The sequence below is a fragment of the Streptomyces lacaronensis genome, assembly GCF_047337785.1.
GTDB classification, from domain to species: Bacteria; Actinomycetota; Actinomycetes; order Streptomycetales; family Streptomycetaceae; genus Streptomyces; species Streptomyces lycopersici.
In genome coordinates this window covers 1,943,890-1,963,785 of the sequence record NZ_JBLHDK010000003.1, presented here as the reverse complement: position 1 = coordinate 1,963,785, position 19,896 = coordinate 1,943,890, and the positions used below count along the sequence as shown (strand labels likewise).

Sequence of the window (19,896 nt, the reverse complement as noted above, 5' to 3'; positions counted from 1 at the left end):
CACCCGGCGGGCCCGTTTCTCGCCCGTTTGCCGAAAGAGGGCGTGAACGGAGCCCGTCCGGGCGGGTTCAGATACTGGGGAATGCCCGAACGGACATGTGCTATGCCCCGGAGGCGTCGAGAATCCGGCCCGCGACCTTGACCGAGTCCACCAGCGGGTGAAGCGCCAGGGCCCGCAGGGCCGCACCGCGGGCGATGCCCGAATCGCTGCCCGCTTCGGTCGTGGCCGCCTCGATGGCCGAGCGCTCCACCGCCTTGATCGACAGCATCAGGCCGAGCTGGTCCGGCGCCACCGCGCCGGTCGCCAGCGGCCGCGCCCCGCCCGCGTCCACCAGACAGGGCACCTCCACCACGGCGTCCTCGTCAAGACCGGGGACGGCCGTCCGGTTGCGCACATTGAGGATCAGCGTGGCGCGCTCATCGCGGGCGATGGCCCGCATGATGGCCAGCGCGATCCGGTCGTAGCCGCCGCCGTCCAGATCGCAGGAGTCGCGCTCCCAGCCGCCCGTGGCCTCGCGGCTCTCCGCCATGTACGTGGCCTCGCGCTCCAGCCGGGTGCGCTCCCACTCCCTCAGTGCCCCGGGCGCGCCCGAGCCCGCCGTCTCGTAGAACCGGGCCTGCTGGTCGCGGAGGAACTCGCCACGGGTGGCCGGGGCCTGCCGGATCGAGGCCACCGCCTCCCGGTTGAAGTAGTAGTAGTGCAGATACTCGTTGGGCAGCGCGCCCAGCGCCCGCAGCCACTCGGCGCCGAAGAGCTTGCCCTCCTCGAACGACTCCAGGGCGCCGGTGTCGCCGAGCAGCTCCGGCAGCCGGTCCCGGCCGTCCACCACCACCCGGCGCAGCCAGCCCAGATGGTTCAGCCCCACATAGTCGTACGTGGCCCGGTCCGGATCGGCGCCGACCGCCCGCGCGGCGCGGCGGCACAGGCCGACCGGGGAGTCGCAGATGCCGATCACCCGGTCGCCGAGCACCCGCTGCATCGCCTCGGTGACCATGCCCGCCGGGTTGGTGAAGTTGATGACCCAGGCGTCCGGGGCCACGGTGGCGATCCGCTCGGCGATCCGCAGCGCCACCGGCAGGGTGCGCAGCCCGTAGAGCACCCCGCCCGCGCCGACGGTCTCCTGTCCCAGCACCCCCTCGGCGAGCGGAATCCGCTCGTCGTTCGCCCGGCCCTCCAGACCGCCGACGCGGATGGCCGAGAAGACGAAGTCGGCGCCGCGCAGCGCCTGGTCGAGATCGGTGGTGGCCCGGACCGCGGGGGCGGTGGGGCGGCCGGTGGCCTGCTCGGCCAGGACCGCGCGGATCGCGTCCAGCCGGCGCTGGTCGGTGTCGTACAGCACCAGCTCGGTGCAGCGCCCCGCCGCGTCCCCGGTGTCATCGAGCAGCGCCCGGTACACCAGGGGCATACGGAACCCTCCGCCGCCCAGCACGGTCAGCCTCATACGGTCACTACCTCCACATCGCCCTCGCGGAACACGGCGAGCGTCGCCGGGTCGGAGGTCTTGTTGGTGATCAGGGTGTCGATGCCCTCCGGTCCGCAGATCCGGGCCAGGCCCGTGTCACCGGGGAACTTCCCCGCGGTGACCAGCAGCACCACCTCCCGGGCCGCGCCGAGCATGGCCCGTTTGACCGGCACCTCCACATGGGTGCTGTCCAGCACGCTGCCGTCGGGGAGCACCCCGCTCGCGCCGAGGAAGAGCCGGCCGACCCGCAGCTGGCGGATGTTGGACTCGGTGAGGAAGCCGACCACGGAGCGGTAGTTGGCGCGCACCTGCCCGCCCAGCAGGATCAGGGTCACCCGCGGGTCGTCGCGCAGCTCGTCGTAGACCGCGAGATTGCTGGTCACCACGGTGACCGGACGGCAGCGCAGCAGCTTGGCGAGCTGGAGGGTGGTGGTGCCGATGTCCAGCAGCAGCACATCGCCGTCCGCCACCAGTTCGGCGGCGGCGCGGGCCACGGCCTCCTTGTCGGCCAGGTCGTCGACCACCACCTCGCTGAACGGGCGCTCCTCGTCCTGAGTGGGCGCCGCCACCGCGCCGCCGTAGACCCGGGTGAGCCGCCCCGCCCGGCCCAGCTCGGTGATGTCCCGCCGGGCCGTGGCCTCGCTGACGCCGAGACGCGTGGCGATCTCCCCGATGGGCAGCACGCCCTCCTCGCCGAGGATGCTCAGCAGCTTCTCGTGGCGGCTCTCTCGCAGCATGGTGGAAACGTACTCCAGGTGAGCGAGTGTGCGCGACTCTGATCGACCTCTTGCATTCACCCCGGGTGCGGTGCAAGGTGTCGCTCACGCCACCAGGGTCCTGGGCGCGAACAGGCCCTGCCGCACAAGGAAAGGCACGTCGGTGAGCACCACGGCCGGAACCCCCGATCCGAACCACCCGATCCACCCGATCGACCCGCTCGCGGCGCTGCGCGCCTCCACGGACCCCGAGCACGACGTCTACCTCACCGGCACCGTGTTCCTGGACATCATCTTCACCGGGCTCGACCACGCCCCCGTCCGCGGCACCGAGTCCTGGGCGCGCGGCATGGGATCGAGCCCCGGCGGCATCGCCAACATGGCCACCGCCCTGGCCCGGCTGGGCCTGCACACCACGCTCGCCGCCGCCTTCGGCACCGATGTCTACGGCGACTACTGCTGGGAGAGCCTGGCCCTCGGCGAGGGCGTGGACCTCACCCCCTCCCACCGTGTCCCCGGCTGGCACTCGCCGGTCACCGTCTCCATGGCGTACGAGGGCGAGCGCACCATGGTCACCCATGAGCACCCGGCCCCACCGCCCGCCGTCCGGGGCGCACCGCCCCGCTCCCGCGCCTGTGTGGCCACCTTCGAACCGGGGCGCCAGGAGGACTGGGTGGGCCGGGCGCACGCCCAGGGCAGCGAGATCTTCGCCGATGTCGGCTGGGACGAAACCGGCCGCTGGGACCCCGCCGCGCTCCCCGATCTGCCCTACGCCCACGCCTTCCTGCCGAACGCCGCCGAGGCCCAGCGCTACACCCGCACCGACAGCCCCGAGCGGGCGGTGCGCGCCCTGGCGGAGCTGGTGCCGATCGCCGTCGTCACCCGGGGCGCCGAGGGCGCCGTGGCCATCGACTCGCTCACCGGGGAGCGCGCCGAGGTGCCTGGGCTGCCCGTGGACGCGCTGGACCCGACCGGCGCGGGCGATGTCTTCGTGGCCGGGTTCATGACCGGCACGCTCGCGGGCTGGCCGCTCGCCGACCGGCTCGCCTTCGCCAACCTCACCGCCGCCCTGTCCGTCCAGCACTTCGGCGGCTCCCTGGCCGCGCCCGGCTGGCCGGAGGTGGCCGCCTGGTGGAACCGTGCGCGCCGGGCGGCCGACGGCGGGGCGGACGCGGCCGGACTCGCCCGCCGCTACGCCTTCCTGGGCGATCTGATCCCGGACCGGGTGCGCGGCTGCCCACGGCTGCGGGCCCTGCCCACCATCGGTTTCCGGGTGCATGACGACGCCCGGCGGTCCTGATCACCGCATCGAGGAGAACCCCATGGAACTCGCCCGTACCGGGGCGCGCCGGACACGCGGCAGAGCCGTCCCGGCCGCGCTCGCCATCGGCGTCGTCCTGCTCGCCGCGGGGTGTGTCCCCGGCACCGACGGCTCGGGGGCCGCCGGTGCCGGGACCGGCGCGGCCACCGCCATACCCGATCCGGCGAAGGCCGGAAAGACCACGCTGACCGTGTGGGACCAGGAGATACGTGGCGGGACCAACGGCGAGATACAGCAGCTGAACCGGGAGTTCGAGCGGAAGTACCCCAATGTGCGGATCAAGCGGGTCGCCCGGAGCTTCACCGATCTGAAGACCACCCTGAAGCTGGCCGTCTCCGGTAACCATCCGCCCGATGTCATCCAGGCCAACCAGGGCTACCCGGACATGGTGGCCTTCGTCCGGGCCGGGCTGCTCGCCCCGCTGGACAACTACGCCGGGATCTACGACTGGAACACCCGCTACCCCGCCACCCTGCTGGGCCTCAACCGGGTCTCCGCCGACGGCAACGACTTCGGCAGGGGGCGGCTGTACGGCATCTCCCAGACCGGCGAGTACATCGGCCTCTACTACAACAAGGACGTGCTGGAGAAGGCGGGGCTCCAACCGCCGCGCACCTGGGGCGAGTTCACCGACGGCCTGGCCCGGCTCAAGGACCGCGGCGAGCTGCCGATCCAATTCGGCAACCTCGACAAGTACCCCGCCATCCACACCTTCGGGGTGCTGCACGACCAGCTCGGCGCCGCCGACGCCCGCGACACCGTCCTCGGCCGCGGCGACGGCTTCGACAACGCCGCCACCAAGAACGCCGCGGCCACCCTCGCCGACTGGGCCAAGCGCGGCTATCTGCCCGGCGGCGCCAACGGCCTCGGCTACGACGAAGCGGCCAAGAAGTTCGCCTCCGGCGACGGCGCGTATCTGCTGACCGGCACCTGGCAGCTGGCCGACCTGAAGAAGCCCATGGGGGACAAGCTGGGCATCATGCCGCCCCCGCCCGCCAAGGCCGGCGGCGCCCCCGTCACCACCGGTGGCCAGGGCCTGGCCTGGTCCATCACCTCCCGCTCCCGCCACCCGGAGGTGGCCGCCGCCTATCTGGACTTCCTCACCGACGCACACGCCGCGGACGTGATGACCCGGCACGGAGTACTGCCCGCCGTCCCCGCGAAGGCCGCGGCGGGAGTGAGCCCGGACAGCGCCGACGGCCAGATGATCGCCGGATGGAAGCGGCTGAGCGCCGCCGACGGACTCGTCCCGTACCTCGACTACTCCACCCCCACCTTCTACGACACCCTCTCGGCCGCCCTCCAGGGCGTGGTCAGCGGCAAGACCTCCCCGGACAGCTTCGCCGCGACCCTCCAGAAGGACTACGGGGCCTTCATGAAGAAGCAGCGCGAGCAGCACACCTCGGCCGGGCCCCGATGAGGCTCGCCGCCCTGACCAGGGCCTACCGCCGCCGCGCGCCCGGTGAGCCGCGCGCCATCGGCTACCTCTACATCCTGCCCGCGCTGATCGTGTACGCCGTCTTCCTGCTCTACCCGTTCGGGCAGTCGGTGTGGCTGTCCTTCGTGCACTGGGACGGGCTGACGGTCGCCACCCCCGCCGGATTCGACAACTACCGCGCGCTGTTCACCGACGCGAGCCTGCGCGCCCCCTTCCTCCACGCGCTGCTGCTGCTCGTCTTCTACGCGGCCCTGCCGGTGGCCATCGGGCTGCTGCTGGCCGCCGTGATGTCCCGGGCCCGGGTCCGGGGGATGACCTTCTTCCGTACGGTGCTGTTCCTGCCGCAGGTCCTGGCGCTGATCGTGGTCGGCGTGGCCTGGCGCTCGATCCTCGCCCCCGACGGGCTGCTCAACGACGCCCTCCGCGCCGTCGGCCTCGGTGGCCTCGCCCGCCCCTGGCTCGGCGACTACACCTGGGCGCTGCCCGCCGTCGGCGTCGTCGGCACCTGGGTCGGCACCGGGCTGTGCATGGTCCTCTTCCTCGCCGGGGCCCAGCGCATCCCGCGCGAGCTGTACGAGGCGGCGCGGATCGACGGCGCCGGACCGCTGCGCGAGTTCCGCACCGTCACCCTGCCCGGTCTGCGGCCGCAGATCGCGGTGGCGCTGACCCTGACCATCGTGGCGGGGCTGCGCAACTTCGACCTGATCTACATCACCACCAGCGGCGGCCCCGGAAACGCCACCTCCGTCCCCGCCTACGAGGTCTACCACCGGGCCTTCGAGACCAACCAGGTCGGCTCGGCCGCCGCCGTCGGCGTGGCCCTCACGGTCCTGATCTTCGTCCTGACCGTCACGGTCTCCCGGCTCGTGGAAGGGCGGCGGGCATGACCACACGCCTGGAACGCAACGTCACCTACGGCATCCTCGCCCTCTTCACCGTCCTCGCCCTCACCCCCGTGATCGGCATCCTCTCCACGGCCTTCGGCTCACAGAACTCCCTGGACACCGGCTTCTCACTGCCCAAGGACGGGCTCCACTGGAGCAACTTCGCCGACGCCTGGAGCCGTGGCCACTTCGGCACCTATCTGGGGAACTCGGTGCTGGTCACGGCGGTCGTGGTGGCCGCCACCACCGTGCTGGCCATCCTCGCCGCGTACGCCTTCGGGGTGATGCGCTTCCCCGGCTCCACGGTGCTGTTCCACCTCTTCGTGATCGGGCTGACGCTGCCCCAGGAGGCGCTGGTCGTCCCGCTCTACTTCGATCTGCGCTATGCCGAACTCACCGACAGCTACTGGGCGTTGATCCTGCCGCAGACCGCGCAGTCCCTGGCCTTCGGGGTCTTCTGGATGCGCACGTACTTCCGCGGCAGCGCACGGGCGGTCATCGAGGCGGCCCGGATCGACGGGGCGAACACCTGGACCACGCTGTGGCGGGTGCTGGTCCCGATGGGCCGCCCGGCGATCTCCACCATGGTCGTGATCACCTTCATGTGGACCTGGAACGAGTTCCTGATGGCCCTGGTGATGGTCAGCGACGAGGCCCATCGCACGGTCCCCCTGGGCCTCGCCTTCTTCCAGGGCCAGCACAGCTCCGACGCGGCGCTGCTCGCGGCGGCCTCGGTGCTCATCGCCCTGCCGGTGGTCGTGGTCTATGTGGCACTCCAGCGCCGGTTCATCGAGGGCATGCTGGGCGGGGCGGTGAAGGAGTGAGCCCGGCGGGCACCGGGCTTATGCCGAGGGGGTGCGGCTGACCGGGCGGCCGAGGCGGGCCACGGCGTGGGCGAAGACGGCCGCGTCGTGCACCGCCGCCCCGCCCGTGTCGTTGTTGAAGTACGCGTAGACCTCGGCGTCGGCCGGCCAGGTGTCCCCGATCCGCCGCGCCCAGGTGGTCAGCGCCTGGCGCCCGTAGCGCGGGGCCGGGCGGGCGAGGCCGCCGTGGAAGCGCAGATACCCCCACCCGGTGGTCCGCCACAGTGGGGTGACCGGCCGGGAGCCGGAGTCGGCCCAGCACAGCGCGGCCGAGCGGCGCTCCAGCACCGCGCGGATCTCCTCGGTCCACCAGGAGGGGTGCCGCGGTTCGACGGCCACCCGCGTCCCGGAGGGGAAGCAGCCAAGGCAGCGGTCCAGCAGCTCGCCGTCGGCCCGCAGGGTGGGCGGCAGCTGCACCAGCACCGGGCCCAGCCGGTCGCCGAGCCCGGCCGCATGGGACATCAGCCGCTCCACCGGCTCCTCCGGATCGCGCAGCCGCTTGATGTGGGTGAGGTAGCGGCTCGCCTTGAGCGCCATCACAAAGCCCTCCGGCAGCCGCTGCCGCCAGGTGGCGAACTGGTCGTACGAGGGCAGCCGGTAGAAGGCGTTGTTGCTCTCCACCGTGGCGAAGGCGCGGGTGTACTCCTCCAGCCACAGCCGCTGCGGACAGCCCTCGGGGTAGAGATCGCCGCGCCAGTCCCGGTACTGCCATCCCGAGGTGCCGATCAGAGCGGTCATGCCTCGCCCGGATGCCAGGGCGGCCACTGCCCGGGCCGGTCCTCCCAGTGCACCTGGGCCGGGTCGTCCAGGTCGATATCGGGGAAGACCTGCCGGACGCGCGGCTCGAACTCCTCCCGTTCCAGCGGTTCGCACCCCAGGCCACGCAGCCGCACCAGCCGGTAGCGGCCGTCGGCCTCGATTGACTCGACGAAGACGGGGTAATCGGACTCGTCCGGGCCGGTGGCGTTCTCCATACCTCCAGGGTGCCGGGTCTCCGGTATCCGCGCGCCCCGGCCGGCGGCCGGGAAACGCCGGTGCGCGGATGGACGGACCGCCGGTTTGATGGATATCGGCTTGATACGTGGATGAGTCCTTCAGGAATGGGGGTGAGTCATGATCTTCACTGACCGGACGGACGCCGGGCGGCGCCTCGGCGAGGCGCTGCGCCCCTTGGCGGATGAGAACCCGGTCGTACTCGGGCTGCCGCGGGGCGGGGTGCCGGTGGCCTTCGAGGTGGCCAGGGCGCTCCATGCGCCCCTGGACGTGATCATCGTCCGTAAGCTCGGCGTCCCCTACCACCGGGAGCTGGGGTTCGGCGCCATCGGCGAGGGCGATGTACGGGTCATCCATGAGGCGATCGTCCGGATGAGCCGGGCCGATGAGAAGGATCTCGCCGAGGTGGAGCGGGCCGAGCGGGAGGAGCTGGCCGACAAGGCGCACCGGTTCCGGCAGGGCCGCTCACGGATCCCGGTCGAGGGCCACACCGTGATCATCGTGGACGACGGCATCGCGACCGGCGCCACGGCCCAGGCCGCCTGCCGGGTGGCACGGGCCCAGGGCGCCGCGCGGGTGGTCCTCGCCGTGCCGGTGGCGCCGCCGGACGCGGTCGCCGCGCTGCGCGAGGACGCCGACGAGGTGGTGGCCCTCTCCACCCCCTCGGACTTCGCGGCGGTGGGGGAGTGGTACGAGGACTTCTCGCAGACCGCGGACGACGAGGTGGTGGAGTTGCTGTCCCGGTCGACCGGAGAGTCCGGTGAGGCGCATCCTGGAAGGTGACGCAGGAGGTGAGCGCGATGGAGACGATCGTGGGATGCGACATTCAGATGGAGTTCCGTGAGATCGGTCCGCTGACCGAAGCGGTCGTCCGGCTGAGGATGCACGACGGTACGGAGATGCTGGCCCAGGGCCGTGCCAACCGCAACCCCGACGACCCGGCACAGCCGAGGGTCGGCGAGGAGATCGCGGCGGCGCGGGCACTGACCAATCTGGCGCACCGGCTGATCGGCAAGGCGGGCGGCGATATTGAGGAAGTCACCCATTCCAAGGCGCATTTGGTGATGTAAGGCCGTTGAGGCGAAGGAGCGTCCGCCGCGGTGGTCCACCGCGGGCGGAGGCTCCTGTGCGTATGCGCTGCCCGTGCGCGGGCTCGTTCAGCGGTGGCCGAGGGTGAGCTGCTGGCCGGGCCGGATCAGATCCGGGTCGGCGCCGATGACCTGGCGGTTGATCTCGTAGAGCCGTTCCCAGCCGCCCGCCACTCCCTGCCGGTCCGCGATCCGCGAGAGGGTGTCGCCGCGGACGACGGTGTACGACCCGGCCCGGGGCTGAGCCTTGGCCGGTGGCTCGGGCACGGCCTTCGGGACGATGAGCAGCGGCTGGGCCTTCGTGGCCGTGACGGCCGTGACGGTGGTGGCGGCCGGGGTCGGCGAGGTGGGCGCGGGGGCTGAGGCGGCGTTCGCCTGGCCGATGCCGATGAGGGGCAGGGCGACGCCGGCGCCGCCCGCGGTGATCGCGAGCGAGGTGCGGGAGACACGGTGGGGCCGGGGCCGGCGATGACGTCCGCGTGCGGCCATGGAGTCCTTCTTCCTGTCCTGGTACGTCAGTTGGCGAGTGCGATGGCTGCCGAACAGTAATCCCAGGGTTCCGACGTGGACAAGGCGTTCGGATGTTTGCGGTAGAGAATCCAATGTGAGGAATTTGAGCCCCGACGCGATCAATGTGCCCCGGACATAAGAGAACGCGCGCGGGGAAGGGAGTCCCAGGGGGAATGCACCGGAGGCATCGGGGCACCCGCCCTCGATGCCGGTGACCCCCGGCAGACCGCTGACCTCGGGAGGTCGCTCATGAGTCAACGGAACGGTTCGGCTCCTCGGCGCAGGACTCGGCGCACGACGGCAGCGCGGTCCCGGCCGCCCGTCTTATGCGCCCTGCTGATCGGCGCGCTGGCCACGGTCACCGCGTGCGGCAGCGACACCGGGGACGGGGACTCCGCGCGGCGCGCCTCGTCCGTCACCTCCGCCTCCGCCGCGCCACCCTCCTCCCCTTCGGCCGCCTCCTCGGCCTCGTCCGAGAGCGGCTCCTCCCGGAACGAACGGCCCGCCTCGCGGACCGCGCAGTCCCCTCCGCCCTCGGCGCATTCCTCGCGCCCGTCCTCCTCGCGGCCCGCCGCCGCGTCCGGGGTGCGCCGCGTCTGCTCCAAGGCGCAGCTGACGCTGGCGGTCGGCCGGATGGACATAGGCGCCGGCAATGTGTATCTGCCCCTGGTGTTCACCAACAAGTCCTCCACGACCTGCACCCTCACCGGATACCCCGGTGTCTCGCTGCTCGACTCCACCGGCGCGGTGATTGGCGACCCCGCCACCCGGCGCGGCCCCACGCGCTCCCCGGTCTCCCTGCCGCCCGGCGGCAGCGCCTCGAGCAGTCTGCACACGCTCAACGAGGGCATGAACGACACCCCGTGCCGGCGCACCGCCACGCGGGTCCGGGTCTATCCGCCGGATTCCTTCGACGCGATGAACGTCTCGGCGCGGTCGTTCCGGGTGTGCGGAGGCGTGTTCGAGGTCGAGGCGATGCAATCCGGAACCGGGGGATGACACCGGCATATCGGGGGGCTCCCAGGCGCGCGGAAGTGTCCGAAAATCTTGACAACGCAGGCGCCGACTGGCCGTGTTCACTCTTTCGCAATCATTAGGGGTAGGCCACCATAGGGATGCCTCATATGAGCCGTTAGGGAGCGTCCGGAGGGGGACGGTGTCATGGAGCGGGTCGCGACCGAGGTCGAGACGGAGCTGCTGGACCTTTCGGGGGCGACACTCGAGGACCTCGACCGGCACGAAGGGCTTTCCGCGGTGACGGAGCGGCTGCTGGATATCGTCCAGCGCCCGCCGACGGTCGGCGGCAACTCGTCGTCGTCGTCTTCGACCGGCGAATGTGTGAGTTAACCGGCTATGACGTCCTCCGCCACGCGGGGTCTCAACCATCGTTTATCGGTGGAGTGTTTCGCCGAGTTGGCGCGGGGCTCGGGCGGCCCCTCGGCCGTGGCCGAGCTGAGGTCGGGACAGCGCAGCCGGACCATACTGCTGCTGCGCGCCCTGGTGGACATCGCCTCCGCGCACCCCGCCCTGCCCGGCCCCCTTCCCTCGCCCCGGGAGGCCTGGCACCTGCTGATTCGGGCCGAGAACCGCTCCCCGGCAGCCGTGGACAGGCTGCTGCTGCACCCTCCCACGGGCGTATGGCTCAACCGCTGTCTGCGCAGGCTGCGCGGTCTGGAATCGGGGGACGGACCGCTGTGGAGCGCGGTCGGTCATCTGCATGCCACAGCCGCCTCGGCCGCTCTTCTCGCCGGAATCGACTTTCGTGGCGTTGTCCCGGCGCGCGAGGACGGGGTGATATTGCCGGCCCTGGGATTCGCCCGCATTCCGGACACGACCGATGTCGTCGAGGTCGTCATGAGCGGGCAGAAGGCGGCGGTCTCATCCGGCCCGCATTCAGTGACGCTGCCCGCCGACTTCTCCGAGGACGCTCCCGGTTGGCACGGGCTGCGGCGGCTGCGCGGAGAACACCAGGGGATTGTCTGTGCCCCCCTTGTCGACGACCTCGACCCCTATCGTGACTTTCTCCGGATCCGGGAGCCCGAGCGGCTCGGCGGCGAAGAGTGGCAGGGCTGGCAGGAGAGATTCGGCGATGCGTGGCGGCTGGTCTCGGAACAGCGCCAGGTGGACCCGCGGGGGATCGGGGCCTGCCTGTCCTCCGTCGTGCCCGTGCCGTACGCCGCCTGGCCCGAACCGTTCAGCGCCTCATCGCCGGAGGCGTACGGCTGTGTGCTGCTCAACGGGGCCACGGATCCGCTGACCCTCGCCGCCGCGCTGGTACACGAGGCCCAGCACATCAAGCTCAGCGCTCTGATGGATCTGGTGCCCCTGATCGAAGGGGGCCTGGAGGAGATCCACTACGCGCCCTGGCGGCTGGACCCGCGACCGCTGCGCGGGCTCCTTCAGGGGGTTTACGCGTTCCTGGGCGTGACCGGATTCTGGTGGGACCGGCTGCGGCGCGCCGAGCCCGGACCGGCCCGGGACACCGCCGCGTTCGAGTTCGCCCTGCGCCGGGCGCAGACCGCCTCGGGGCTGCGCACGCTCCTCGCTCACGCCGAACTGACCCCCAGGGGCGAGGAGTTCCTCCACCGGCTGGAGGACCGGCTCACCCTGTGGCTCGCGCAGCGGGTGCCCTCCGTGCCGAAGCGCCTGGCGTCGGATCTGATCCACGATCACCGGCTCGTCCACCGCATGCGCCACCTGGCGGCGGACCCGGAGCCGACCGCACAGTGGGCACGGGCCTGGCGGGAGCGGACCGACCCCCCCGGGGAGCTGCCGGGCACCTCGGTCCGGCCGACCCGTCCGGAGGCGTCGGCGCGCCCCGCGCTCGCCCGGCTCCGGCTCGCGGATCCGGCGGGGTTCGCGCGGCTGTGCGAGGGCGGGGGAGCGGGGTTGTCCGGGGGGTTATCCGGGGGAGCGGGGCTGTCCGGGGGGTTATCCGGGGGAGCGGGGCTGCCCGGGGGCGGTGACGCCCCCGACCGGGCCGACCTCGACTGGGCCGCGGGGGACACCGCGGCCGCGCTGCGCGGCTACCGGGCCCGTCTGGAAGCGGACCCGGACGACATCGCGGCATGGGCGGGGCTCGCGCTCGGCCTGCCGGACGGCGCGGCCAGGACGACCCTGCTCAACCACCCCGAACTGGTCCTGGCCGTCCACCGGGAGCTGCGCACCGCGCCGGACACGGGTCCCGATCCGGTGGCTCTGGCGCGGTGGATCGGGACGCCTACGCGCGGGTGAACGGCGCGCGGCACGGGGCCCCGCGAACGGCGACGCGAACGCCGGTTCAGATGGAGATCGACTCCACATCGCAGTCCGCCCGGATCCCCCGGGCCGCCGCGACCGTCGCCGGGTGGCTGGCCGTCAGCACCCGGCGCAGCCGGCCGAGCGCGTCCTGGTGCAGCTCCTCCGCCTGCCTGCCCTCGCCCAGTGCGCGCAGATCCCCCGACAGATTGACCGCACACGCGAGCGTGGTGGGGTGGTCCTCACCGAGCCGGGACCGGCAGGCAGCGAGGGTCGTGGTGTCCAGGTCGTGGGCCTCCTGGTAGTCCGCGAGGGTGTAGTGGTCGCTGGCCGTGTTGATGGCGCACGCCAGCGACGTGGGATGGTCGGCCCCCAGACGCTCGACGAGCACCGGCAGCGTCTCCTTGTTCAGCGCGAGCGCCTCATCCGTCTCGCCCAGCAGCCGCAGCGTCACGGCGAGGTCGATCGCCGCGCCCAGGGTCGCCGGATGCCGTTCCCCCAGCAGGACGCGCATATCGTCGAGACATTTCCGGCCGACCTCACGGGCGCCTTCCAGATCGGCGGTCTGCCGCAGATCCATCGAGAGGGCCAAGGCCGTGTTGGTGATGTGGAGGTTGGGCTCGGTGTAGCGCAGCCGGTAGCGCTCCAGCACCTCCCGGCTGAGGTCCAGCGCGCCCTCGTGGTCGCCCGCCTTACGACGCGCCACGGCGAGGTTGCGCAGGGCGTAGACCACGGTGGGCGCGTTCGGCGGGAACAATTGGCGTGCACGGCTACAGGTCTGCTCCAGCATGTCGCGGGCCGCCATATAGTCCCTGCCCTCGCGGACGTCGATGGCCAGGTTGGCCTCCACCAGGATGGTGAGCAGGGCGTCCTCGCCGAGCACCAGACCAGCGGTGCGCCGTGCGCCCTCGTCCAGCTGCCTGGCGTGCTCGTAGTCCCCCGCCGCGCGCAGCGCCACGGCGTAGTCGTTCGTCGCGGCGATGGAGTACGGGTCCTCGTCCCCGAAGAGCCGCAGGGTCCTGGTCCAGCGGTCCTTCTCCAACTCCACATAGCGCGCGTAGTCACCCTGGTAGCGGGTGTCCACGGCGACCGCGCCCTGAGTCACCAGGGTGTTCTCGTGGTCGTCGCCATCTTTGGCGCGCTGGAGCTCCAACGTCCGGCTGTTGAGTTCTCTGGCCTCCTTGAAGTGGCCGAGCACGGTCAGCACATGGCCCAGGGTCCGGGAGACGGCCAGCGTCTCCGCACTGTCCTCGCCGAGCTTCGCCACCCATTCCCTGCGCACCTGGGTGGCGAGCTCCAGCGCGCCCTCGTGGTCGCCCCAGACATAGAGGAAGCGGACCAGATTCCGCACCATCTGCCGCACCCATTTGTCATCGCACTCCATCGCGCGCGACGCCCGGACATGGGAGAGGAGGTCGGCGTACCGCCCCCAGTTCGCGGGAGCGACATCATTGGGGTCGCCGAAGGCCAGCAGCACATGGGCGCTGTGCCGCATGTCCGCCTGCTGCTGTGTGGACATCTGGCCGATCAGCACGGCCTGCACCAGCCGGTGCATCTCGATCGTGTTGCTGCGGTGATTGATCTTGATCAGGGCGTAGCGGTTGATCTCACGGATCGCGTGGCCGAGCTTGATCGGGTCCTGCAGCACCTCCGAGAGCTCGGGGGAGAGGGATACCCCGCGCACGCCGGAGAAGAGCCGGCGGGAAACCGGCTCGGGCGCGAAGAACGAGCACATCTGGAGGAGTTGGAGCGCACCGGGATGGGTTTCGGCCAGCCGCCGCAGCGACATGTTCCAGGCGGCGGCGACCGGTTCGGGGTAGTCCACCGGAACGCCCGCCGCCAGCAGTTCATTGCGTCGGGTGGAGACATCGGCCCGCTCGTCCTCGAAGACCTGGAGATACTCGTCGACCGGCATCCCCGTCTCGGTGAGCCACGCGGCCGCCTGCTCGATGGCCAGCGGAAGGTCCCCGAGGGCGTCGGCGACCCGGTCCGCCTGGTCGCGCGGCAGCTCCGGCCCCCGGCGGCGCAGCAGCTCGATGCTCTCCTCCCGCTCGAAGACGTCCACTTCGACGGTGCGGGCGGCGCGCGACCACTGGGCGTTCCTCGATGTGACCAGGATCCGGCCCGGCCCGCCCGCGGGGAAGAACGGCCGAACCGTCTCCAGCTCCTCGGCGTTGTCGAAGACCAGCAGCCAGTTGCGGCACGGGCGTCCGGTGCGCAGCGCGTCCAGCACGCTGGGCACGGCCGTGTTGGCCTCCATGCCCGCGTGCAGTCCGAGCCGGTCGGCGAGCTGGACCAACGCCTGGCGGATCTGCTCGGGGCGCTCGGCCGGGATCCACCAGACCGCGTCGTAGTCGGCGGCGTGCTGATGGACGTACTCCAGGGCGATCTGTGACTTGCCCACCCCGCCCAGCCCGTGCAGGGCCTCGGGCAGCACGGCGGCGGTGCCCTCGCTCTTCAGCCGCTCGTGGAGAGTGTCGAGCAACGTCTGCCGACCGGTGAAGTTGTTGTTCCGGGGCGGTACATTTCCCCAGATGGACGGGGGTTCCCCGGGCTGGCGCTCCTCCACGGTGGGCAGGGTCCGGGCAGCGGTCACGGACACGAATGTTCCTCTCAGATGCTCCCCCGCCGGGCCCGGCGTGCCGTGCGCCGGCGGGGATGGTGAATCGTCGGCCTGGGACAGCGGGTCTGGTCGGGGAGTCGTGGAGTCAGTCATGGCCGCAACCGCCTCGGAGACCACATATTTTCCCCTGTGTGATGCGTCTTCAACTGGATCGGGCGGGGTTTCCCCCGAGCGGACGAGCGCCTGATGGGCCAGGACCAGGGCGCGAAAGGAGCGCGCACCCTCCAGATACGGCCCCGAAAGAGCCTGGTAGACCTGCTCCTGAAGACGGATGTACGGCAGCAGCCGCTCCGTCCTGGGAAGGTCCCCCACCGAGCCCGAGGGGTGGTTGAGCAGATCCCGCAGCATCAGCAGCGGTTTCCAGCGGCGGCCCAGCCGGTCCAGGACGCTGCCGAGGATGTACAGCGACTCGTCCCGCATCCCGGCCGACAGCAGCAGCTCGCGCACCCCGTCGTGGAACTCGTAGCCGATACCCGTCTCGTCCAGCGGGTCGGCGGTCCCCACCTTGCGCAGCAGCCCGCCCAGCAGGATCTCGGCCAGATCGCCCGGACTGCCCTCCGGCTGGTGGATGCCCTGCACGAACTCCATCACGGGAATGTTCAACGGGGCCGCGGCCAGCCGGGACGCCAGCCGGAAGGCGCTCGGCGAGGCGGTGGCGCGGAACCGGAAGACGCGGTCCCAGGCGCTCGGTTCCGGTTCGGGATCCCAGCGCTCGGCGGGCACCCCGGGCAGCAGCGCCATCGTGTCCTCGCCGCGCGCCGACGGGCGGGCCACCAGCCGCGCCCAGTTGGCCATCCACCGCGCGTCCAGCTCCAGCACCGGGACCGGCGGCGCGCCGCCCGGCCAGGAGCCGCCGTCCGCCCGCCGCCAGCTGCCGTTGGGGGCGCCCGGTTCGGGGATCCGCACCCGCACCCGCTCCGGCGCCACTCCGGTGTGGTGCCAGCGGCCCTGGCGCAAGACGTGCAGCACCGCGACCGACGCCTGCCGCGCCCAGCCGGCCAGCGCGCGCTGGGCGCTCTCATCGGCCCAGGCCGGGCCGATGCCGTCGGTCAGCACCAGCACCGTCCGCTTGCCGCGCGGCGGCATCCCCGCCACCGGCGACCGGTCCTCCTCGGGTAACGGATGGTCGGTATTCACCCGGTGCACCCGCACATCCCGGAAGGCGCCGGTGCGTTGTAACACGGTGACCAGATGCGCGGCCGTCCGCCGCCACACCACCATCGAACTGCCGCAGTCCACCAGCAGGACGGCGTCCATCCAGCGCTCGCGCACGGGCACCAGGTCGGGCACCCACAGCCCCTCGCGCGCCGCGCGCTCGGCCGTGGCCTCCTCGTCGACCTCCGTCTCGACCGGCGAGGGCGCGGTGCGCTTGAGCGGCCGCAGCGCCCGGGACAGGGCGCGCTCGGGCAGCGGCGGCCCGTCGGCGGACGGCCGGCGCGCGGGCACGAAGGCCTCCGCGACGGTCGCCGGCTCCGCCTCGCCGGGCGGCGCGGACACGCCGACCAGCTCCGCGGGGAGCAGCGGTGCCGACACCGCGGGCGCCGCCTCGGGCCCGGACGAGGGGCGCTCCCCCCGCCGGTCCTGCCGCGGCTCGTCCGACGGCTCGTCACCGGGCGGCGGGGCGTCCGCCTCCGGTGTCCCGGGGAGGGGGCCGGGGTCCGGCGGCCCGGGGCCACGGTCCGTCTCGGCCTTGCAGACCGCCAGCCACAGGGCGTCGGCGAGCTGCCGCCAGTCGAGGTCCCGTGGGCCCGGCCCGGCGGACCTGCCGCCTGGGTCGTGTGTCATGTCGAGCCCGCTGCGCTGTCCAGCCGATGCCAGACGGCCTGCAGTAGCTCCTCCCACTCGGGCCCCGGAACATGTGACTGGGACGTCACCAGATACACCGCGTTGAGCAACTGGTCGGCGGCGAGGCCGCCTTCGCGCTCGCTGCGCTCGAGGAACATCTGGATCAGCTCCCGCGCACGCGGATCGTCTGCCCGCCCCAGATGCGCGGCCACGATCGCGGCGAGCCGGTCCGCGTCCGGGTCGGGCAGCCGCAGCTGGAGACAGCGCCGCAGGAACGCGGGCGGAAAGTCCCGCTCGCCGTTGCTGGTGATGACGACGACGGGGAAGGCGCGGCAGCGCACCCGCCCCGAGGCGATGACGGTACTGCGCTCCGGGTCGTCGGTGAGGACCGATACGGCCGGCCGGCGTCTGCGGATGCGCACCAGCTCGGGGATGGCGTACTCGCCGGCCTCGAAGATGTCGAGGAGGTCATTGGGCAGATCGATATCGCTCTTGTCGAATTCGTCGATGAGCAGGACGCGCGGCAGGCGGTGCGGGAGCATCGCCGTGCCCAGCGGCCCGAGTTGGAGGAAGTCGCCGATGTCCTCCGGTCCGGGTTCGTACGTGTCCCCCTCCGACGCCTGGCCGGCCGCGGCGGCGTGCACACGGCCGACGGCATCGTAGCCGTAAAGCCCGGACCGCAGGGTCGAACGCGTGGTGATCGGCCAGCGCAGCACCCGGCCCAGGCCCAACTCCCGGCTGATGCGGTACGCGAGCGTGGACTTGCCGGTGCCCGGGCGGCCGGTCACCAGAAGGGGACGCCTGAGGATCAGCGCCGCGTTGACGAGATCGGCCTCCTCCGGGTCGGAGCGCACCCCGAGGGGGGTGGTGCCCAGCCGCCGGGCGGCGTCCTGCTCGTCCTCCGACGGCGCCGGGGGCTCGGTCGGGGTGTCGTCCGCGTCCGATAACGCGCCGGACCGGCCGTTGCCCTCGACCGGGCAGGCCGAGACCCCGCCGAAGGCGCGCCACGGGGGCGGCGGCGGAAGGATTTCCTCCAGGCTCACATCGTGCAGCGGGCGTCCGGTGCCCTGGTAGATCCACCAGGGGCGCGGTATCCCGGACGGCAGGGCGGCCGAGGCGGAACCGGAATCCTGGTGGAACCGTCCGTTGTGGCGCCGCGCAGGCTCTTCGTCGCTCATCGACCACCCACCCCCTCGTCCGGCCCCGTAATGCGCCCTTGCGGTTCCACGGGACGGGTCGGGTCGTCCCAAACGAGCACCACATGCTGCCCCAGGTGATGCTCCCGCTCCGCGGAGTCGATCGTATGGGCGTCCAGACGTAACTCTGTCACGGCTTCGCGGAGCCGTGCCAGGTTCCCGCTGGCGTCGGCCTGATTTTGTCTCAGCTGCTGGACGAAGCCGGGGGCCCGGGTCGCCCGGCCGTCCCAGGCGACCACCGGAATCCCGGCCCGCCAGGCGGTCAGCGCCTCCGAGGTGCCCTCGGGCGTCATGCCCGGGGGCGAGGTCAGAACCAGCGCGACCACTTGCGGATCGGCCTTGAGCCGGGCCAGCAGGGCGGTGGGGTCGCCGGAGCGCGGGCTGTCCGGGTCCTCGCCGTCCACGACGAGCTGCTTGGCGCGCTCGGGCTGCTGGTCGAGGAGGTTCCAGCGGTGCTTCCACTCCCGGTGCCAGCGCCTGGTCCGGCTGCGCTCCAGGCTCCGTACGACCACCGGGTAGTGCATGTACAGCGGGATGGGCAGCTCACTGTCGAGCTCCAGACGCCAGCGGTGGACCGGCAGATTCAGGTCATCCTGGCCGAGCATGAACTCGATGTGGATCGCGCGGGCGTCGTCCCACTCCTCGGCCGCCTGGTACACCAGCGTCTGGACCGCCCGCTCCGCGGTCTCCGCGGTGACCTGGGTGACCGGGCCGCGGACCGGATGCCAGCCGGTGGGGTCGTACTGGTGCCAGGACGAGAGCTCGTAAGCCCCGGCCTCCTCCTGCGGCAGCAGCCGGATCACCAGATAGGCGTCCACCGGACCGGCCGGGGCGGCATGCCCCACCTGCTGCCGCAGCGACCGCAGCTGGGGCGTCAGGCCCAGCTGCCGCGCCTGCTCATCGGCCCAGTCGCGCAGCGCGTCGGCCCGCTGAAGCGGACGCGCCGCCGCCGCGAGGTACTCCACGAGGGCGAGCTGCGGCGGCAGCCCGCCCGGCTGCGCGTTCATCCGGCTGAGCACTTCGAAGGCGTGCCACGGGCCGGTGACCGCGGGGACGTCCTGCAGCGGCCCCGCCGCCGTACGGCACAACTGGCCCAGTTGCTCGATCTCCAGCCCTTCCAGCAGCGACCGCAGCTTCGCGATGGCGGTCTCGGGCAGCGCCGGACGGGCCGTCAGCTGCTCCATGACCGAGTCGAGCCGCTTGATCGCGTCCTCGTCCGCCGCCGCCATCACCGCGAGGGACGCGCGTAGCGCGTGCATGATCCGCACGTTTTCCAGGCATTCGCGGGCCAGCTCCACCAGGAAGTAGTCGGTCACCCGGTGGGCGCGCACGGGGACGCTGGTCATCTCCAGCTCCATGGCGACCAGATCCAGACACAGCGTGCGCAGATCCGGATCCGTCAGACAGCGGAACTCCTTCAACGCCGTGACGAGGTTGCCGACCGATTTCAGGCCACCTTCCCCCATGGCCGCCATGCCGTGCCCTCCCCCGAGGCCGCATCATCGGTCCCCGCCGCCGATGATCCCGCCGGAGACCCTGCCATACGCGGGTGCCACCCGCCGGGACTCCGGGACAACTTGTATGCCCCGCAAGCCTCTCGTGACACCCCTGGCGAGTATGTCTGTGGCACCGTCCCCCGCGCCCGGGGCGGGCCCCGGGCGCGGCCGGGACACCTCCCGGCGGTGGACGGGGGAGCCCGCGTCCACGGCGACCGCGAGGCGGAGGGCCGTCCTCCTCAGGGGCCCACCTGGACGGTTCCGCTGAGCTCGCGCGGGGGCGC

At 72.2% G+C, this 19,896-nt stretch carries 17 protein-coding genes and 1 pseudogene; 9 read left to right on the top strand and 9 right to left on the bottom strand.

The annotated features are described in order from the left end of the window. Positions 1-100 precede the first annotated feature (100 nt). Both ACMTAK_RS08555 and ACMTAK_RS08550 read right to left on the bottom strand, forming a co-directional pair. On the bottom strand, positions 101-1,441 hold the full coding sequence (locus tag ACMTAK_RS08555) for a 6-phospho-beta-glucosidase (RefSeq protein WP_413805627.1): 1,341 nt from the start codon (positions 1,439-1,441) through the stop codon (positions 101-103). Further along, positions 1,438-2,199, bottom strand: coding sequence for a DeoR/GlpR family DNA-binding transcription regulator (locus tag ACMTAK_RS08550; RefSeq protein WP_413805626.1), 762 nt, complete (start codon positions 2,197-2,199; stop codon positions 1,438-1,440). Before ACMTAK_RS08550 ends, ACMTAK_RS08555 begins: the two co-directional genes overlap by 4 nt. 142 nt (positions 2,200-2,341) lie before the next feature. Here ACMTAK_RS08550 and ACMTAK_RS08545 point away from each other — a divergent pair, with 142 nt between their 5' ends. The 4 genes from ACMTAK_RS08545 to ACMTAK_RS08530 are packed head-to-tail and all read left to right on the top strand — an operon-like array spanning position 2,342 to position 6,645. After that, a complete protein-coding gene (locus ACMTAK_RS08545) occupies positions 2,342-3,478 on the top strand; it encodes a carbohydrate kinase family protein (protein ID WP_413805625.1) in 1,137 nt (378 codons plus the stop codon). Between the two features lie 22 nt (positions 3,479-3,500). Beyond that, positions 3,501-4,919 (top strand): extracellular solute-binding protein, encoded by a 1,419-nt coding sequence (locus ACMTAK_RS08540; protein ID WP_413805624.1) that lies wholly within the window; start codon positions 3,501-3,503, stop codon positions 4,917-4,919. Continuing rightward, positions 4,916-5,824 (top strand): carbohydrate ABC transporter permease, encoded by a 909-nt coding sequence (locus ACMTAK_RS08535; protein ID WP_413805623.1) that lies wholly within the window; start codon positions 4,916-4,918, stop codon positions 5,822-5,824. Before ACMTAK_RS08540 ends, ACMTAK_RS08535 begins: the two co-directional genes overlap by 4 nt. After that, positions 5,821-6,645, top strand: coding sequence for a carbohydrate ABC transporter permease (locus ACMTAK_RS08530; RefSeq protein WP_413805622.1), 825 nt, complete (start codon positions 5,821-5,823; stop codon positions 6,643-6,645). Before ACMTAK_RS08535 ends, ACMTAK_RS08530 begins: the two co-directional genes overlap by 4 nt. 18 nt (positions 6,646-6,663) lie before the next feature. On the opposite strand, the gene ACMTAK_RS08525 is transcribed toward ACMTAK_RS08530, so the two are convergent. Both ACMTAK_RS08525 and ACMTAK_RS08520 read right to left on the bottom strand, forming a co-directional pair. Beyond that, positions 6,664-7,422 (bottom strand): DUF72 domain-containing protein, encoded by a 759-nt coding sequence (locus ACMTAK_RS08525; RefSeq protein WP_413805621.1) that lies wholly within the window; start codon positions 7,420-7,422, stop codon positions 6,664-6,666. After that, positions 7,419-7,658 (bottom strand): hypothetical protein, encoded by a 240-nt coding sequence (locus tag ACMTAK_RS08520; protein ID WP_413805620.1) that lies wholly within the window; start codon positions 7,656-7,658, stop codon positions 7,419-7,421. The genes ACMTAK_RS08525 and ACMTAK_RS08520 overlap by 4 nt, the downstream gene beginning before the upstream one ends. Before the next feature lie 139 nt (positions 7,659-7,797). Here ACMTAK_RS08520 and ACMTAK_RS08515 point away from each other — a divergent pair. Together ACMTAK_RS08515 and ACMTAK_RS08510 are read left to right on the top strand one after the other, a co-directional pair. After that, a pseudogene (locus tag ACMTAK_RS08515) lies at positions 7,798-8,445 on the top strand (phosphoribosyltransferase); the annotation flags it as partial. A 32-nt stretch (positions 8,446-8,477) separates the two neighbouring features. Then, positions 8,478-8,747, top strand: coding sequence for a DUF1876 domain-containing protein (locus ACMTAK_RS08510; protein ID WP_037952439.1), 270 nt, complete (start codon positions 8,478-8,480; stop codon positions 8,745-8,747). Positions 8,748-8,834: 87 nt separating this feature from the next. Here the strand turns inward: ACMTAK_RS08510 and ACMTAK_RS08505 are convergent, their stop codons facing one another. After that, entirely contained in the window at positions 8,835-9,254 is a 420-nt protein-coding gene (locus ACMTAK_RS08505) for a LysM peptidoglycan-binding domain-containing protein (RefSeq protein WP_413805619.1), read from the bottom strand. 275 nt (positions 9,255-9,529) lie between these two features. Beyond that, on the bottom strand, positions 9,530-9,916 hold the full coding sequence (locus ACMTAK_RS08500) for a hypothetical protein (RefSeq protein ID WP_413805618.1): 387 nt from the start codon (positions 9,914-9,916) through the stop codon (positions 9,530-9,532). On the opposite strand from ACMTAK_RS08500, the gene ACMTAK_RS08495 reads away from it, so the two are divergent. From ACMTAK_RS08495 to ACMTAK_RS08485, 3 genes are all read left to right on the top strand, one after another. Next, the gene (locus ACMTAK_RS08495) at positions 9,909-10,274 is read left to right on the top strand and encodes a DUF4232 domain-containing protein (RefSeq protein ID WP_413805617.1); all 366 of its coding nucleotides are present in this window, start codon (positions 9,909-9,911) and stop codon (positions 10,272-10,274) included. The genes ACMTAK_RS08500 and ACMTAK_RS08495 overlap by 8 nt on opposite strands. Positions 10,275-10,436: 162 nt before the next feature. Continuing rightward, the gene (locus tag ACMTAK_RS08490; protein ID WP_413805616.1) at positions 10,437-10,622 is read left to right on the top strand and encodes a hypothetical protein; all 186 of its coding nucleotides are present in this window, start codon (positions 10,437-10,439) and stop codon (positions 10,620-10,622) included. Between the two features lie 48 nt (positions 10,623-10,670). After that, complete coding sequence (locus tag ACMTAK_RS08485) at positions 10,671-12,509, top strand: HEXXH motif domain-containing protein (RefSeq protein ID WP_413805615.1); 1,839 nt, start codon at positions 10,671-10,673, stop codon at positions 12,507-12,509. Between the two features lie 46 nt (positions 12,510-12,555). On the opposite strand, the gene fxsT is transcribed toward ACMTAK_RS08485, so the two are convergent. Genes fxsT through ACMTAK_RS08470 form a run of 3 tightly spaced genes read right to left on the bottom strand, consistent with a single transcriptional unit; the run spans position 12,556 to position 19,591 of the window. Further along, positions 12,556-16,920 carry an FxSxx-COOH system tetratricopeptide repeat protein gene (gene fxsT / locus ACMTAK_RS08480; protein WP_413805614.1) on the bottom strand — a complete coding sequence of 1,455 codons (4,365 nt, stop codon included), beginning with the start codon at positions 16,918-16,920 and terminating at the stop codon, positions 12,556-12,558. Further along, complete coding sequence (locus ACMTAK_RS08475) at positions 16,917-18,098, bottom strand: AAA family ATPase (protein WP_413805613.1); 1,182 nt, start codon at positions 18,096-18,098, stop codon at positions 16,917-16,919. Before ACMTAK_RS08475 ends, fxsT begins: the two co-directional genes overlap by 4 nt. Further along, on the bottom strand, positions 18,095-19,591 hold the full coding sequence (locus ACMTAK_RS08470; protein WP_413805612.1) for a VMAP-C domain-containing protein: 1,497 nt from the start codon (positions 19,589-19,591) through the stop codon (positions 18,095-18,097). The genes ACMTAK_RS08475 and ACMTAK_RS08470 overlap by 4 nt, the downstream gene beginning before the upstream one ends. Between the last annotated feature and the right edge of the window lie 305 nt (positions 19,592-19,896).